Source organism: Lutibaculum baratangense AMV1 (genome assembly GCF_000496075.1).
In the GTDB taxonomy this organism is placed as follows: Bacteria; Pseudomonadota; Alphaproteobacteria; order Rhizobiales; family Tepidamorphaceae; genus Lutibaculum; species Lutibaculum baratangense.
The window spans coordinates 18,080-34,906 of record NZ_AWXZ01000026.1 but is presented as its reverse complement, the minus strand read 5'-3'; the positions used below and the strand labels follow the sequence as shown (position 1 = coordinate 34,906).

General features: G+C 69.4%; 9 protein-coding genes. 4 read left to right on the top strand and 5 right to left on the bottom strand.

All coding sequences use genetic code 11. From position 1 onward, the window contains the following. Window positions 1-8 precede the first annotated feature (8 nt). Window positions 9-3,416, bottom strand: a complete 3,408-nt coding sequence (locus tag N177_RS09530) for a YhdP family protein (protein WP_023432100.1) — start codon at window positions 3,414-3,416, stop codon at window positions 9-11. A 191-nt stretch (window positions 3,417-3,607) separates the two neighbouring features. Here N177_RS09530 and bcp point away from each other — a divergent pair, with 191 nt between their 5' ends. After that, window positions 3,608-4,078, top strand: coding sequence for a thioredoxin-dependent thiol peroxidase (gene bcp / locus N177_RS09525; protein ID WP_023432098.1), 471 nt, complete (start codon window positions 3,608-3,610; stop codon window positions 4,076-4,078). A gap of 66 nt (window positions 4,079-4,144) precedes the next feature. Further along, a complete protein-coding gene (locus N177_RS20585; RefSeq protein WP_244444263.1) occupies window positions 4,145-5,356 on the top strand; it encodes a M23 family metallopeptidase in 1,212 nt (403 codons plus the stop codon). A gap of 61 nt (window positions 5,357-5,417) precedes the next feature. Here the strand turns inward: N177_RS20585 and prfB are convergent. From prfB to N177_RS09505, 3 genes are all read right to left on the bottom strand, one after another. Next, a protein-coding gene (gene prfB / locus N177_RS09515) for a peptide chain release factor 2 (protein WP_152527888.1) occupies window positions 5,418-6,549 on the bottom strand; the annotation gives its coding sequence in 2 pieces (ribosomal slippage) (window positions 5,418-6,479 and window positions 6,481-6,549; 1,131 coding nt in all). 59 nt (window positions 6,550-6,608) lie between these two features. Continuing rightward, on the bottom strand, window positions 6,609-9,083 hold the full coding sequence (locus tag N177_RS09510; protein ID WP_040485533.1) for a penicillin-binding protein 1A: 2,475 nt from the start codon (window positions 9,081-9,083) through the stop codon (window positions 6,609-6,611). A gap of 159 nt (window positions 9,084-9,242) precedes the next feature. After that, window positions 9,243-10,472, bottom strand: coding sequence for an N-acetylmuramoyl-L-alanine amidase (locus tag N177_RS09505; protein WP_023432094.1), 1,230 nt, complete (start codon window positions 10,470-10,472; stop codon window positions 9,243-9,245). 663 nt (window positions 10,473-11,135) lie between these two features. On the opposite strand from N177_RS09505, the gene N177_RS09500 reads away from it, so the two are divergent. Continuing rightward, entirely contained in the window at window positions 11,136-14,000 is a 2,865-nt protein-coding gene (locus N177_RS09500) for an Rne/Rng family ribonuclease (RefSeq protein WP_040485523.1), read from the top strand. Window positions 14,001-14,072: 72 nt separating this feature from the next. On the opposite strand, the gene N177_RS09495 is transcribed toward N177_RS09500, so the two are convergent. Beyond that, window positions 14,073-15,257 (bottom strand): pyridoxal phosphate-dependent aminotransferase, encoded by a 1,185-nt coding sequence (locus N177_RS09495; RefSeq protein WP_040485531.1) that lies wholly within the window; start codon window positions 15,255-15,257, stop codon window positions 14,073-14,075. 163 nt (window positions 15,258-15,420) lie between these two features. Between N177_RS09495 and N177_RS09490 the strand changes: the two genes are divergently transcribed. After that, on the top strand, window positions 15,421-16,809 hold the full coding sequence (locus tag N177_RS09490; RefSeq protein WP_081718461.1) for a M48 family metalloprotease: 1,389 nt from the start codon (window positions 15,421-15,423) through the stop codon (window positions 16,807-16,809). Window positions 16,810-16,827: the final 18 nt, after the last annotated feature.

The window sequence follows — 16,827 nt, the reverse complement described above, 5'->3', positions numbered from 1 at the left end:
GCCCCGCCTCAGTTGCCGGGCACCGGCGCGCCTCCCGCGCCGGCCGCCCGCGGGTTGTCCATGCCGAAGATGTATCGGAAGACCCCCGGCGTGACCGCCGACAGTGGATTGATGGTCATGTCGGGGTCGTCGAGGCTGCCGCTCAACGAGTAGGTGATGCCGAAGAGCCCCTCGTTCCGCTTGCCGCCGAGCAGCGTGCCGAAGAGCGGCAGCTGCTGGAACAGGTTGTTGATCGCATAGAGCGGAATATAGGTCCCGTGGAGGTCGAGACGCCCGGCGTCGAGGCCGACTGTGCCCTCCACCGTCGCCCCTATCGCCGCGTTGCGGGCGAGCCCGTTGCGCACCTCGATCCGTCCGCCGACCGCGGCGAACTGCGCCTCCATGCGGTCGAGCCGGATGTCACCATTCCGCATGACGGTCGCGGGGCTACGGCCGGAGGCGCCGCGCTCCTTCTCGCCGCTGGCGATCAGGCGGTCGACCGCGGGATCGTCGGTGATGACGGAGTTGTCGATGACGAGGCGGCCCCGCATTACCTCTCCGGGACCGGCCCGCTCGGCCACGAGATCGAGGGCTCCTCCGCTCATGTTCTCATAGATGCCGGCGAAGCTGACCAGAGCTCCCGCGTCGCCGCTCCGCACCCGGAGCGCCGGGCTGGAGGAGGGGTCGTAGAAGACGGTGGCGGGTGCGCCGCCGCCGACCACGCCCGAGAGGTCGACCTTGCGCAGCCCGCCTTCGGCCACCGTCACCGAGCCGATCAGGTCGGTGAGCCGCACCCGGTTGCTGCCGATCGCCCGCTTCACGTCGATCTCGAGCCGCGTCGGGCGGGTGGTGCTCTGCGCACCGGACGAGTCCGAGCCGGCCATCCGCTTCGTGCCCTGAAGCGCGGGCCTGAGATCGATGGCATTCCCCTTGACGCGGAAGACGTGCATCCCGCCCTCGGATCCGCCGGTGACGGAGACGTCGGTTCCGTTCTGCAGGCGCACGACCGGCAGTGAGAGCCGCTCAAGGCCACCCCCCTCCCCGATCGTCGCCCCGCCTTCGAGACGCAAACCCTCCGCCGTGACGACGAGATCCTCGACCTCGGTCCGGCCGGACGACTTCAGGAGGAGGAACTCGGCCTTCGCAGCCTGTCCCTCCGGCTTGTCGAGACCGATCTCCGCCACGTGAAGCCGTGCCTTGGTCAGGTCGAGCTCGATCTTCTGCGCGCCACCGTCCGGCATCGCGGGACCGTCCCGCACCGTCGCCTCGACGGGCCCCGACAGGAGCCCCTCGAGGGACAGCCCGAGGTGCTTTCGGGCCGCCTCGTCTAGCGTCATCGTGACGCTCTGGGCGCCGCCCCCCTCCTCGTCCGACAGCGGCTGCCTCAGCGATATGTCGGCCGGCATGCCGTCGATCTTCGCCTTGCCGCCGACCTCCATCCAGCCGTCGGCGACGGCGATCGTGATGTCGCCGTCCGTGACCTCCCGGTCGCCCACCACGCCGTGCGCCCGGAATTCCTTGATCTCCCCTCGCGCCGTCACCCTGACGTCGGCGAAGCGCACGTCCTTGGACAGGGGCATCTCGAGATCGAGGTTCACGTCGGCCGTGCCGGCTATGTCGGCGGGGTTGAGGTTGCGTCTCGCGGCCAGGACGAGCGGCTCGTAGTTCAGGAGCTCCGCGATCGCGTCCGCGCCCCCCTGGAGCGACAGGCCGACGTGCCCGGTGGATGGGTTCGGCCGCAGATCGTCGACGAAGAACCGCCCCCCCGTCACGAGGATCTTGCCGCGACCCAGATGCACCTCCGCCTGATCCGTCAGCCTGAGGTCGAACTCGACGGGATCGAGACTCGCCGTCGCCTGCGCACCTGAAATTGGTGGCATGTCTCCGAGATAGCTGAAATCCACGTCGGCCATGTCGAAGTCGATGCGATAGGCCCTCCGCGGCAACGGCTCGCCCCGGAGGGCCGACGCGATCTCGTCGGGCCTGACGTCAACCGTCAGCCGGGCGGAGGAGACGAGCCCCTCCTGGAGGTTGTTGACGACCCACCTGCGGGCGCCCTTGCCGAGAAAGGGCGGCCACAGGCTCTTGAGGGCGCGGACGGGGATGGGCGCGCTGCTGCCGGCCAGCTGGATGCCGGGCGTCTCCCTTCCACCCCCGACCGTGCCGACGAGCGAGGCCGCGGCCTCGGGAGAGGCGATGTCGAGCCGACTGGCGACGAACTGGCCCTCGTCGGGACGGTAGTAGCCCTCCACCGTCACGAGCGGGAAGTTCGCCGGCCAGTCCGTCTCCGGATCCGCCAGGCGCACGTTCGTGAGCTGAAGCTGCACGGGCCACGTGCCCGAACCGAAGTCCCCTGGGGGCGGCATCCTGACCATGCCGCTCAGCGTGCCGCGGTTGTCGCCCGCCACGAGGGTGGATGGGTGCACGCGCAGCACACCGTCGCGCCGGCTCCACTCCCCGGCGAGCACGAGGTCATCGATCTCGAGCTGGCGCCCGCCGGCAGGGCCGAGACGGCCACCTCCGATGTCGAGGTCCACCGAAAGCGCCAGGAGCTCGCCGGACGCAGCCATCTCGCCCGACGCCCGGCCGTTCAGCGCGTTCGTCGCCTCGAAGGGCAGAGACGGAGGAAGAAGTGGCTCGAAATCCTCAAGCGCGAGATCCTCGACCTCGAGGTCGGCGGCGAGGGTGTTGCCGGCGGTCAGGCGGAGGTTGCCGGCAAGCCGGGCGACCGAGCCCTCCTCTCCGAGGCTCGCGCGAAAGCCGATGGTACGCGCTTCCGCCTCCCGGCCGAGGTGGAGGGTCATGGGCGCAACGGCAGTCGTCTCGCCGGAGCGCCGGCGCACACGGAGCTGAGCGTCCTCGATGCTGATCTCCTCCAGTGCACCCAACTCGCTGCCACCGTCGAGCATGGCCAGCGCCAGCGCAGCAGCGTCGAAGATCGAGGTCGCGGGCCCGCCCTCCCCGGCTCCGCCGCCCTGCGAGGCGACCGCGGGAGGGAGCAGCCCCAGCCCCGACTCACCCCGCGCGAGCGTGAGCTCGGGCTCGAGGACATGGATCGCCAGCGGGGAAAGCCGGCCCTTCAGGAGCGGCCAGGTCGCCAGCTCGACGCTCGACGCCGGAACCGCGAACAAGACTTCCCCGTCCGCATCGAGAAGAGAGAGATCCTCGAGACGCACGCTCGCCCTGCTCAGCCCGTCCGATCGGCGCAGCGAGGCGGCACCGATCTCGACACGATAGCCCGGCGGGAGGCGCGCCTCGATCGCCGCCTCGAGCCGTGGCGTCAGCGACGACAACGGCAGGGACAGGAAGGCCAGAGCCGCAACGAGCCCAACCGCCAGCCCGAGCACCAGCGTCGCGCCGATCGCGGCGACGCGCCGGCGGCGACGCGGGGCTGCCGTGGCATCGCCGTCCAAGGGTGGGTCAGAGGCCGGCTCCATCGGGAGCGAGGGTTCCTTCTTCACTTCTGGCGTTCGCGGCAGGCGAATCGCACCGTGCCTGCCATCCTAGCGGAGGCCGGGCGGGAGCACGCGCAATCTGCTCTCCGCCCCGCCACGTATAGCCGAGATCGCGCAGGAGGAGGCTGTGTCCCGCCTCTCGGCGCACAAGCCTGTCCACGGAAGGAGAAGAGATGTCAGCTGACATACACGAAGGCGCCGAAGCCCCGGACTTCACGCTCGCCGGCACGGGTGGAGACGAAGTTACCTTGACCTCGCTTCGTGGCCGGAAAGTGGTCGTCTACTTCTATCCAAAGGACGACACGCCGGGCTGCACGAAGGAGGCGATCGGGTTCACGGAACTGGCGCCCCAGTTCCGCGAGGCAGGCACGGAGGTCATCGGCATCTCCCCCGACCCGGTGGAGAAACACGAGATGTTCCTCACGAAGCACGGCCTGGCGGTACGCCTGCTCTCCGACCCCGAGACGTCGGTCCTGCAGCGCTATGGCGTCTGGGGAGAGAAGAGCATGTACGGCCGCACCTACATGGGCGTCGAGCGGACGACGATGCTGATCGGCGCCGATGGCCGCATCGCGCGGATCTGGCGAAAGGTGAAAGTGCCGGGCCACGCCGAAGAGGTGCTCGAAGCTGCGCGGGCCCTCTAAGCCTAGGCCTTTGAGAGGACGTTAACCCTAACGTGCGATGACTGCTGTCGCTGGATAGTGCGACGAGTGGGGGCAGCAGTGCGGCAGACCGGTGCGAAGCGTGGCGAAGCGCTGACCCATTTCGTTGCGCCGCCGGCGGTGGCGCCCCGAAAGCCTCGAAGGCGCCACGCCGTCACCGCCGCCTTCGGAACGCTCCTGCTGACCGCGGTCTGCGTCTCCGGCGCCTGGCTGACCGGTGGCGAGGGCGACTCACCCGCCTCGACGCAGCTCGGTGAACCGATCGCCTTCGCGACGCTCCGCGGACTCCAGCCGGCCACTCCCACGATGCCGGAGGCGCCGGCGAGGCAGGCAATCGAGAGGCGACTCGACGAGCTTCGGCGGCAGCAGGAGGAGCTGACGACCCGCCAGGCCCGGCTCAACGCCGTTCTCACCGAGGCGAAGGCCCGCGGGATCGACCCTGCTCCGCTGGCCGACGATCTGCGCCAGGCCCTGTCGGCGCGACTCTCCTCCAGACCGGTTGCGGCACCCCGGCCGATCCTCGCGAAAGGCGAGGCGCTCTCCCTGCAGGCACCGGCGCGCACGCCCGCCTCCGCCCGAGCGGACGAGCTCGACCTGGCCCTACAGGTTCTCGCCCAGACGCAGGACGCCCTCCTTTCGGCCCTCGAGCAAACGACCGAGGACCGGCTGGAGACGCTGGCGAGCATTCCCGAGGAGCTCGGCCTGAGAGCTCCCGACATCAGCCTCGGTGGCCCCTTCATCGACCTTCGCGGCGTCGAGGGCGGCATGACGACGGAAGACCGCTTCGAGATCGTCGAAGCGGGGCTCGGACAGATCGACGAGCTCGAGGAGATCGTGGCGGCGCTTCCCGTTCGCCTGCCGCTGAAGGGCCGCTTCGCGCAGACGAGCGCCTACGGCAAACGCGTGGACCCCTTCCTCGGCCGTCCCGCCATGCACACCGGAATCGACTTCGCCGCGCCGTCGGGCACGGCCGTCCATGCGGCGGGCTCCGGCACGGTGCGTTTCGCCGCCTGGAACGGCGGATATGGCCGCATGGTCGAGATCGACCACGGCAACGGGCATCGCACCCGCTACGCGCACCTCTCCAGCATCAACGTGACGAAGGGCGACAAGATCGGCGCCGGCGACATTATCGGGGCGGTCGGCACATCCGGCCGCAGCACCGGGCCGCACCTTCACTACGAGCTGATGCGGGACGGACGCCGACGCGACCCCTCAGCCTATGTGAAGGTGGCGCGGGCCTTCGCCGGACGCATCTGACGCCGGCGGACGAAGCGGCCACTCGGCCGCCTCGCCCGGTCTCCCGGCCGATCGCCGCGGGTCAGCTCGCCTGCGCCGTCCCGGCCTCCTCCTTCGCGCCCACGCGCTGGGCGAGAGAGGCCTCGAGGAACTCGTCGAGATCGCCGTCGAGCACGTTCGAGGGATCGCTGCGCTCGACGCCGGTCCGCGTGTCCTTCACCATCTGATAGGGCTGCAGGACGTAGGATCGGATCTGGTGGCCCCAGCCGATGTCCGTCTTCGACGCAGCCTCGGCCATCGCCTCCTCCTCGCGCCTCTGAAGCTCGAGCTCGTACAGCCTGGCCTTCAGCATCGCCCACGCCGTGGCGCGGTTCTTGTGCTGCGAGCGCTCGTTCTGGCACGCCACGACGATGCCCGTCGGTATGTGCGTCAGACGCACGGCCGAATCCGTCGTGTTGACGTGCTGGCCACCGGCGCCTGAGGAACGGTAGGTGTCGACGCGGACGTCGGACTCGTTCACCTCGACCTCGATGGACTCGTCCACGACCGGGTAGACCCAGACCGACGCGAAACTCGTGTGCCGGCGGGCGGCCGAATCGTAGGGCGAGATGCGGACGAGGCGGTGGACGCCCGACTCCGTCTTGAGCCAGCCGTAAGCGTTCGGCCCCTTGACGAGGAGCGTCGCCGACTTGATGCCGGCCTCCTCGCCGGCGTTGAAGCCGATCTCCTCGACCTTGTAGCCATGTGCGGACGCCCAGCGCGAATACATGCGCAGGAGCATCTCCGCCCAGTCCTGGCTCTCCGTGCCGCCCGCCCCGGCATGGACCTCGAGATAGGTGTCGTTCTTGTCGGCCTCGCCCGACAGAAGCGCCTCGATCTGGCGCTTCTGCGCCTCCCTGGAGAGGGAGACCAGCGCCTCGAGGGCGTCCTTGAGAACGGTCTCGTCGTCCTCGGCCTCGGCGAGCTCGATCAGCTCGATCGTGCTGTCGAGCTCGTTCTCGAGGCCGCCGACCGCCTGAAGCTGATCCTCCAGATGCTGGCGCTCGCGCATGATCGCCTGCGCCTGCTCCGGATTGTCCCAGAGCGAGGGATCTTCGACGCGGGCGTTCAGCTCCTCGAGCCGTCTGGTCGCGACGTCCCAGTCAAAGATGCCTCCGGAGCAGGGTGACGGCCTGGCGGATCTCGTCGACGAGTGCCTGGTCTTCGGCGCGCATGATTGTTCCTCGCTTCGTTTCTGGTCGCGTCGCTTCCGAGAGATGGTGTCGGCGGGCGCTCAGTACAGCCCGCCGGAGCCCGACTGGACGGCCCGGTCGACCTCGGGACTGACCGTGACCTCCTGGCCCTGGGTGTCGCGGTAGCCGATGACGGAGTAGCTCGACGGCGGCTCCTGGCCGGGCTTGAACGCCTCGAGGATCGTCCCCTGCCCCTCGGCCCGGAGGCCGGTGTTCGGATTGATCCTGACGAGCTGGATGCCCGGCGGCACGCGGAACGGCACGGCCGGCTTGTCCTTCAGCGCCACCTGCATGAAGTCGCGGAAGACCGGCGCGGCGATGCCGCCGCCCGTGGAGCCCTGCCCCATGGGCTTGGGCTGGTCGAAGCCGATGAAGACTCCGACGGTCAGGTCCGGGGAGTAGCCGACGAACCACGCGTCCTTCTCGTCGTTCGTCGTGCCGGTCTTCCCGGCGAGCGGCTTGCCGACGGACGAGACGGTGGTGGCGGTGCCGCGCTGCACGACGCCTTCGAGCATCGAGGTGATCTGGTAGGCGGTGTAGGGGTCGAGAATGACCTGTCGGTTGTCGACCAGTTCCGGCTCGTCCTGCCCCTGCCATTCCTGCACGTTGCAGCCGACGCACTGGCGCTCGTCGTGCCTGTAGATCGTGCGCCCGTAACGGTCCTGGATGCGATCGACGAGGGTCGGCTGGATCTGCACGCCGCCGTTCGCCAGCATTGCGTAGGCAGCCGTCATGCGGAGCACCGTCGTCTCGCTCGCGCCGAGCGCGTTCGGGAGGTAGGGGCCGAGGTTGTCGTAGATGCCGAAGCGCTTCGCGTATTCGCGGATCAGCGGCATGCCCATGTCCTGCGCGAGGCGGACGGTCATGACGTTGCGCGACTTCTCGATGCCGCGGCGCAGGGTCGAGGGGCCCGCGAAGGAGCCGCCGTAGTTCTGCGGCCGCCACAGCTCGCGGCCCGACCGGATCTCGATCGGCGCGTCCATCACGACGCTCGACGGCGTGTAGCCGTTGTCCAGCGCCGCCGCGTAGATGAAGGGCTTGAAGGACGAGCCTGGCTGCCGCATCGCCTGAGTGGCGCGATTGAACTCGGACTCCGCGAAGCTGAAGCCACCGGTCATCGCGAGGACGCGGCCGGTGTGAGGATCCATCACGACGATGGCGCCGGACACCTTCGGCTTCTGCTGCAGGCGGTAGACGTCGGCTGCCGCGCTGTCCTCGGAGGAATCCGCGTCAGGCTCCGTCTCCTCGTCGGCAGGCGTGTCGACCGGCGACACCCAGACGACGTCGCCGGGCTTGAGAACGGCCGACACGGACCCGCCGGCCCACTTCATGTGCTCGTAAGGCAGCCGCGCGACGGTGCGCTGGTTCGACAGGCTGCCGGACGGCAGGCGCTCGGGCTGCAGCCCGATCGTCGCCTCGCGCTCATCCGCGCGCAGCACGACCGCCAACCGCCACGGCGCGACATCGCTGAGCGCCTCCACCGCGCCGACGGCCTGTCCCCAGTCGCCCCCGATCTCGACCTGATCGACGGGGCCGGTCCATCCGCTGCGCTGGCGGTCGTAGCGCACGAGACCCTGCACGAGGACCCGCCGCGCCAGCTGCTGGAGCTCCGGATCGAGGGTGGTGCGGACCGAGAGCCCGCCCTCGTAGAGGCCTTCCGTGCCGTAACGCTCGTAGAGCATACGGCGGACCTCCTCGGCGAAATACTCGGCCGACGCAATACGGGTGCCGCGCGGGCGCGGCGTCACGCGGAGCTCTGTGTCCCTCGCCTTGGCCGCTTGCTCCGACGACAGGTAGCCGTTCTCCTGCATCCGGTCGATGACCCAGTTGCGGCGCTCGATCGCGCGGTCCGGAAACCGGAAGGGATGATAGTTCTCAGGCCCCTTCGGCAGCGCCGCGAGATAGGCGGCCTCGGGCACCGTCAGCTCGTGGACGGACTTGTCGAAGTAGTTGAGCGCGGCCGCCGCGATCCCGTAGGAGCCGAGACCGAGATAAATCTCGTTCAGATAGAGCTCGAGGATCTCCTCCTTCGTGAAGGCGGATTCGATTCGCAGGGCGAGCAGCGCCTCCTTCAGCTTGCGCTCGATCGACACCTCGTTCGTCAGCAGGAAGTTCTTCGCGACCTGCTGAGTGATCGTCGACGCACCGACCGGTCGCCTGTTCGTCCCGTAGTCGCGCACGTTCTCGAGCACCGCGCGGGAGATGCCGAAGAAGTCGAGACCGATATGGCTGTAGAAGTTCTTGTCCTCTGCGGACAGGAAGGCGTTCACCACATCGGCGGGGACCGCCTGGATCGGCAGGTACAGGCGCCGCTGGGTGGCGTACTCCGCGACGAGCTGCCCGTCCGACGCGTGGATGCGCGTCATCACCGGCGGCTCGTAGTCGCGAAGCTTGGCGTAGTCGGGAAGGTCCTGATTGACGCGCCAGAGGATGTACCCGGCCCCGGCTGCACCGACGACGAAGACGATCACGCCGATGGTGAAGAGGAAGCCGATGAAACGCACGAGCATGCGAATAGCGTCACCATCCCGTCGGCCGTCAGGCCGCTCTGCTAGAGAACTCTGGGCGGCGCCCATTCCCGAGGAAAGCCGCTCCTTAACGCGCCGAAGGTGCCGCCGCAATCATCTTACGCCATCAACCTCAGGCGGTTGACCAAAATGTGGCCGGTCAGGGGGTCAGAATGGCGACCGGGCCTGTCGATCACCGAAAAAACGCTCTATCACCCGCGTGACGGTGGAAGAGACCTTCTCCTGCCATTCCCCGTCCAGAAGCCGCTTCTCGTCGTTGCTGCTCGAGAGGTAGCCGAGCTCGAGCAGGATGGACGGCACGTCGTGGGCTCTGAGGACGCGGAAGCCGGCGTGGCGATGCGGGTTGTTCACCATGTCCACGGTGCGCCCCAGCCCGTCGACGAGCGTGCGCGCGAAGTGGATCGACAGGGTCTTCGTCTCGCGCCTGACGAGATCGAGGAGAATGTCGGCGACGGCCGTCGCCTCGGAAGGAAGCTCGACACCCGCGATCGCATCGGCCTTGTTCTCCTGCTCGGCCAGTTCCGCCGCCATCGCGTCCGACGCGCGGTCGGACAGCGTGTAGACGGTGGCGCCGCTCACCTGTCCACGCCGCACCGAATCGGCGTGGATCGAGATGAAGAGCGCGGCCTCGTTCTTCCGGGCGAACCCCACGCGGTCGCCCAGGGGCACGAAGATGTCGTCGTCCCGGGTCATCAGGACCCTGAACCGGCCGGTGCGCTCGAGATCGCCCTTCAGCTTCTTCGCCACCGCCAGGACCACGTCCTTCTCGCGCGTGCCCTTCGGGCTGATGGCACCGGGATCGATGCCGCCATGGCCGGGATCGAGCACGATGACGTGGCGGCCATTCTCCCGCCCGGCCGGCTTCGCCTCCGGCGTCGGGGACGGTGACGGCTTCGCGCGCTTGCGGTCCTGCAGCGCGATCTCGGCGAGGAACGCGTCCCGGTCCGTGCCGACGATGTCGAGCACGAGGCGCGCGGGTTCGCCGCCCTCGGCCTCGACCACGAACGACTTCTCGACATCCACCGGGCCGGTCGCATCCAGCACGACACGCGACTTGCCCGGCGCGAACAGGCCGTAACGATAGGCGGAGACGAGCCCCCTGCCCTCACGTCCGGCGGTGTCGTCGAGCTGGAAGACCGTCTCCGGCAGGTCGACGACGATGCGAGCGGGGTCGGCGAGCGTGAAGACGTCGAACTCGATCTGCCGGTCGAGGTCGAGAACGAAGCGCGTGCGCGCCTCGTCCCCCGCCAGGCGCGAGGCGGTGGCCACGACCGGGCCTGCGTCCCCCTCTGCCTCGGCTTGGCCGATGCCGAAGAGGGCGGAGCCGAGAATCACCGCAGCCAAGAGCTGGCGGATGCGCGTGGTGCCCGCGAACACGAAGCCAGGTCTCCTCTATCTCCGGATGTCGCCCGTGCCTGTCGTCGCCACGGTCAGGTCCCGAGGCTTAGAAGAACACGGTTAATCCCGGGTTGACGACCATCCTCCTCTCCGCGCCCGTGTGGCATGGCGGACACAGGGCCTTGCCAAGCCGAGCCCTCCCGCATTAAACACGGAATTGAGAACAGAATTCGCGTCTCCTGATCGTGGGCGCAGTATCGAGCCGGCCAAGCAGCGCAGAGCTATCGCGCGAGCCTGGCTTCGGCAACCCGCCGAGGGTTTGCCGGAGACGTCTTGCTATTGCGATCACCGCGAAGGAGCCACGAATGGCGCGCCCAAAGACGCGCCTGCCGAAAGGGGTGTTCGTGCGGCCGGTCAAGAAATGGCCGACGCGCGACGTTCGCCCCCCAAACATGGTCGCCGGCCGCGTGCCGGCCAGTGAGAGTGTCGGGATGAGCGCGTGGCGCGACAGCCAGCACACTGCAGAGCCGCACGCGGCTCCGTGGCATTGCGCGGCGGAACACCTGTTCCGCCAGTCGTCGCCTGAAGCCTGCGCTCCCACCACGTTGACATCCAACCGGTTCGGTGCCCCGCCGCGCCCTCCCGCTGCCTTGCAACGGGGGGAGTACGCGCGCGCCGACCGCCTATTCCAGAGTCGAGATAATGACGACAAGAATGCTCATAGACGCGGCGCATCCCGAGGAGACCCGGGTCGTCGTGGTGCGCGACGGGAAGGTCGAGGAGTTTGACTTCGAAGCCGCCAACCGCAGGCAGCTGCGCGGCAACATCTACCTCGCCAAGGTCACCCGCGTCGAACCATCCCTCCAGGCCGCCTTCGTAGAGTACGGCGGCAACCGGCACGGCTTCCTCGCCTTCAGCGAAATTCACCCGGACTACTACCAGATCCCGCAGGCCGACCGTCAGGCGCTCATCGAGCAGGAGGAGGCCGAGAGCGCCTCCGAGGCGGACGAAGTCGAGAGCCCGGAGATCGCCGGCGACGACAACGGCGACGAGCACGAGACGGATGGCGAGAGCGGCAACGGCGCCCTCGTCGAGGTCAAGGGCGACCAGTCGGTCGAATCGGTCGGCGGTGACGACGCGCTCGAGGAGGCCGGAAGGCGCAAGTCGGCCCGCCCCCGGCGCAACTACAAGATTCAAGAGGTCATCAAGAAGCGGCAGATCCTCCTCGTCCAGGTCGTGAAGGAGGAGCGCGGCAACAAGGGCGCCGCGCTGACCACCTATCTGTCGCTCGCCGGGCGATACTCGGTGCTCATGCCCAACACGGCGCGCGGCGGCGGCATCTCGAGGAAGATCACGAGCGCGACCGACCGGAAGAAGCTGAAGGAGATCGCGAGCGACCTCGACGTGCCGCAGGGCATGGGCGTGATCCTGCGCACCGCAGGCGCCTCGCGGACGAAGGCCGAGATCAAGCGCGACTTCGAGTACCTCCTGCGCCTGTGGGAGAACGTGCGCGAGCTGACGCTGAAGTCGATCGCGCCGACGCTGGTCTACGAGGAAGGCAGCCTCGTCAAGCGCGCTATCCGCGACCTCTACACCAAGGACATCGAGCAGGTTCTCGTCGCCGGCGAGCAGGCATACCGCGAAGCCAAGGACTTCATGCGGATGCTGATGCCGAGCCACGCGAAGAACGTGCAGCAATACCGCGAGCAGGACCCGATCTTCACCAAGAACGGGGTCGAGACGCAGCTCGACGCGATGTTCAGCCCCGTCGTGACGCTGAGGTCGGGCGGCTACATCGTGCTGAACCAGACGGAGGCGCTCGTCTCCATCGACGTCAACTCCGGCCGCTCCACGAAGGAGCACTCGATCGAGGAGACGGCGCTCAAGACGAATCTCGAGGCGGCCGACGAGGTGGCGCGGCAGTTGCGGCTCCGGGACCTCGCCGGGCTCGTCGTCATCGACTTCATCGACATGGACGAGAAGCGCAACAACCGCGCTGTCGAGAAGCGACTGAAGGACGCGCTTCGCCACGATCGGGCCCGGATCCAGGTCGGCCGCATCAGCCATTTCGGCCTGATGGAGATGTCGCGCCAGCGCATCCGGACGGGCGTGCTCGAATCGAGCGTCATGCCCTGCCCCCACTGTCACGGCACCGGGCACGTGCGCTCCGTGGAATCCGTGGCGCTCCACGTGCTGCGCTCGATCGAGCACGAGCTACTGAAGTCGAAGCCGACGGACCTGGTCGTGCGCACCTCGGCGGCCGCGGCGCTCTACATCCTCAACCAGAAGCGCGACCACCTGCGCGACATCGAGCAGCGCTTCGGGATCCGGATCGCCCTCGAGGCGGCGGAACCGGCGGGGGGCGTCCTCTACGAGCTCGAGAAGGGCGAACCGGCGCGCCTTCCCGTGCGCGAGACGGTCGATCCCGTCAGCGTCGTCATCGAGGAGATGGAAGAGGAAGAGGCGGTGGAAACCGCCGAGGCCGGATCGAAGGACTCGAGGGACTCCGAGGACGAGCATGACGGCGAGTCCGGCGGCGGACGGCGACGCAGGCGGAGGCGCCGGCGCGGCCGTGGCAGCGACCACGCCCAGGCCGAGGGACAATCCTCCGACGAGAGCGGCGATCAGGACGCCGACGACGAGGAGCAGGCTCGCGAGGCCGAGGACCTGCAAGCGCAGGGCGATGGCGACGCCGAGGGCGAGCAGCAGGCCGGCGGCCGCCGGCGTCGGCGGGGTCGTCGCGGCGGACGGCGGCACCGCCGCGAGGATGGCGTCGGCGAGGACGGCGCACCGGTGACCGAGGGGCAGGAGGCGCCCGAGGGCGCTGTCGAGAGCCCGTCGCCGGCGGCGACCGCCGGCGAGGCGTCCGAACAGGCAGCGGACGCCACTGCGAGCGAGATGCCGGCCGAGGCCGCCCAGGTGGCACAGGCCGAGGCCGCCCGGGAGGCTCATGCCGAGAGCGCCGAAGGCGCGGCGGCAGAGGCCGGCGAGACCGGGGCCCAGGCCGCGGCGCCCGATGCCGAGGCGGCAGCACCCGCAGAAGAGAGCCCCGCCGAGAAGCCGAAGCGTCGGCGGGCACCGCGGCGCTCGAAGAAGGCGGAGGCGGCAGCAGCCGAGGACGCCGCCGCGCAGGAGCCCGTCGCGGAGACGGAGCCTTCCGGGGAGCCGACGGTCGCGACGGACGCCGTGGAGGCGGCCCAGGATGTGAGCGAGCGCGCGGCCGAGGGTGTCGCACCACCCGACGCCGCGCCGCAGGCCGCTGAGTCGGCGGAGCCGACCGCCGGGGAACAGGACGTTCCGCTTCCGGCCACGGAGCCCGTGAGCGCGCGCGAGACCGTCGCAGCAGAGGCCGAGGTCGACGCGGATGCCGCGAGGGCCGAGGAGGTTCGCCTGTCCGGGGCCGAGCCTGAGCTCGAGGCCGCCGCCGCGCCCGAGGGCGAGACGGCCGGCGAGGACCGTGCTCGCGAGGGGGCCGCTTCGGAAAGCCACCCCCAGCAGGACAACGCGCCACGCGAGCCGCGCCGCGGCTGGTGGCAGCGTCGGCGGCTCTTCGGCGGCGGCGACTAGAGCTCCGTTCGCCGTGTGATCGACACAGGCCCGGGCGGCAACGCCCGGGCCTCTTGCGTTCGCGGGGCGCTTTCAGCGCTCCAGCCACCGGGACACGCGGTCCATCGCCTCCTCGACGTCCGCGCTCGAGCCCGCGATCGACAACCTCATGAACCGGCCGCCCAGATCGGGATCGAAATCGAGGCCCGGCGTCGCCGCGACCCCGATCTCCCGCAGCATGCGCTGCGTGAAGTCGAAGGAATCGTGGCTGTGGGCGGAGATGTCCACATAGGCGTAGAAGGCGCCGTCCATCGGCGCGAAGCGCGGCAGCCCCATCTGCGGAAGGCGTTTTGTGAGGATCTCGCGGTTGCGCCCGTAGACCGCCTTGTTCGCCTCGAGCTCCGAGCCGCAGTCCATGACCGCGAGCGCGGCGTGCTGCGAAAGGGCCGGGGGCGAGATGAACAGGCTCTGGGCCAGACGCTCCACCGGTCGCACGAGCCATTCCGGCAGGACGAGCCAGCCGATGCGCCAGCCGGTCATGCAGAAATATTTCGAGAAGCTGTTCACGACGACGACCTCGTCGGAGAAGCTGAGCGCCGTCTGGGCCGGACGATCGAAGGTCAGGCCGTGATAGATCTCGTCGGAGACGAAGAGGGCGTTCTCGTCCCGGCACATCGCGACGAGATCGCGTAGCGTCCCCGGCTCGACGACGGTGCCGGTGGGGTTGTTGGGGCTCGCGACCAGGAAGCCGTCGAGCCGCCCCGTGCGGAACGCCGCCTGAAGGTCCTCCGGCGTCGGCGTCCAGCGCTGCTCCTCGCTCGTCACCATGGCGACGGGCTCGATGCCGAGGCCGTGCAGGATGCCGCGATAGGCGGGGTAGCCGGGCTGCGGCAGCGCGACGCGCGCGCCCCCGTCGAGGGCGGCGAGGAAGGTGAGGACGAAGCCGGCGGACGAGCCGGTCGTCACCGCGATCCGTTCTGCCGGGACGTCCAGGCCGTACCAGTCCGCATAGTGCCTGGCGATCCGGGCGCGAAGGCGCGGCAGGCCCAGGGCCTCCGTGTAGCCGACCCGCCCCTGCCGCGCCGCCTCGATCGCCGCCTCGCGCGCCGCCAGTGGCGCGGGAAAGCCCGGCTGCCCCACCTCGAGGTGGACGATGTCGCGGCCTTGCGCCTCGAGGCGCGCAGCCTCCGCCAGGACATCCATGGCGATGAAGGGCGCGACGTCCGAACGCCGCGACGGACCTCGACCGGGCGAAACACGGGCCGCGCCCGTCGACATCTGCGCCGGCGTCACCTTCTCGTCGAAATCCCTCTGCATAGGCTATGGTGCTCCTGGTTCGGGGGTGTCCCGGCAGGCGGTTTCTATCGCAACGGTCTCTGGAATGCCCTCGTTTTCTGCGGATCTACCGCCATCGAACGCATCAGGATCGCGAATATTGGCCATGCCCGCCTTCACGACACCGGTACCTGTTCCCGGCAGGCGTTTTCGTCGCCTCGCCCTGGCAGCGATCGCCACCTCAGCGCTGATCGCGGCGCAGATCTCCTCCGCCGCGGCCCAGAGCATCGGCTTCATCCGCGACGCGGAGATCGAGGGGCTGCTCGCGGACTACTCCGGCCCGATCATCCGGGCCGCCGGCGTCGGCCAGTCGGCCGTCAACATCTATCTGGTAAGCTCGCAGAGCTTCAACGCGTTCGTCGCCGACGGGCGCCGCATCTTCATCAATGCGGGCGTGCTGATGCAGGCCGACACGCCCGGCGAGGTGATCGGGGTGATCGCTCACGAGACGGGCCATATCGCCGGCGGGCATCTGGCGCGCCTGCAGCTCGAACTGTCGAACGCTTCCGTCCTCGCGGCGATCGCGACGGCACTGGGGGCCGGTGCGATGGCGGCCGGCGCGAGCACGGGATCGGTGGGCGGCGGCCAGGCCGGCCAGGCGGTCATGATGGGCGGCAACCAGGTGGCGCAGCGTGTGCTCCTCAGATACCAGCGCAGCGAGGAAGCCGCGGCCGACCAGGCGGCGCTGCGCTATCTCGAGGCGACCAGCCAATCGGCGAAGGGCATGCTGCGGACCTTCCAGCGTCTCTCCGACCAATCCGTCTCGCTGCGCTATGCGGACCCCTACGCCGTCAGCCATCCAATGCCGCGCGAGCGCGTCGCGGCGCTCGAGAACATCGCCCGAAGGAGCCCGCATTTCGACAAGGAGGCACCAGCCGGCCTCCAGCAGCGCCACGACCTCGCGCGGGCGAAGCTCTTCGGCTACATAACGCACCCCTCCTCCGTCGAGCGCCGCTACCCGCGCAGCGACAACAGCGTGCCGGCCGCCTATGCCCGCGCGATCGCGGACATGCGCAGCGGCAATCTCAGCCGCGCCATCCAGGGGGCGGACGCGCTCATCCGGGCGGCGCCCGACTACCCCTATTTCTGGGAAACGAAGGGGGACATGCTGCTGCAGGCCGGCCGTCCCGCCGAGGCGATCGAGCCGCTGCGCCGTGCCCTCTCCCTGGCCCCAGCGGCCCAGCTCATCAGGATCCAGCTCGGCCGCGCGCTCGTCGCCACCGCCCAGCCGGGACGGCTTGACGAGGCCATCGCGCTGCTGCGAGAGGGCACACGCGAGGAACCTCACTATGCGGAAGGCTTCAGGCAGCTCGCCCTGGCCTACGGCCGGAAGGGGGACATCCCGCACGCGGACCTCGCGACGGCGCAGGCGCACGCGGCGTCCGGCAACGCGGAGCTCGCGAAGCGGTTCGCCCAGCGCGCCCGGCAGGGCCTCCCGTCCGGCTCGCCCGGCTGGCTGAGGGCTGGCGACATTTTGACCATGAAGGAGCGCTGATCGTGATAAACGCAGGCC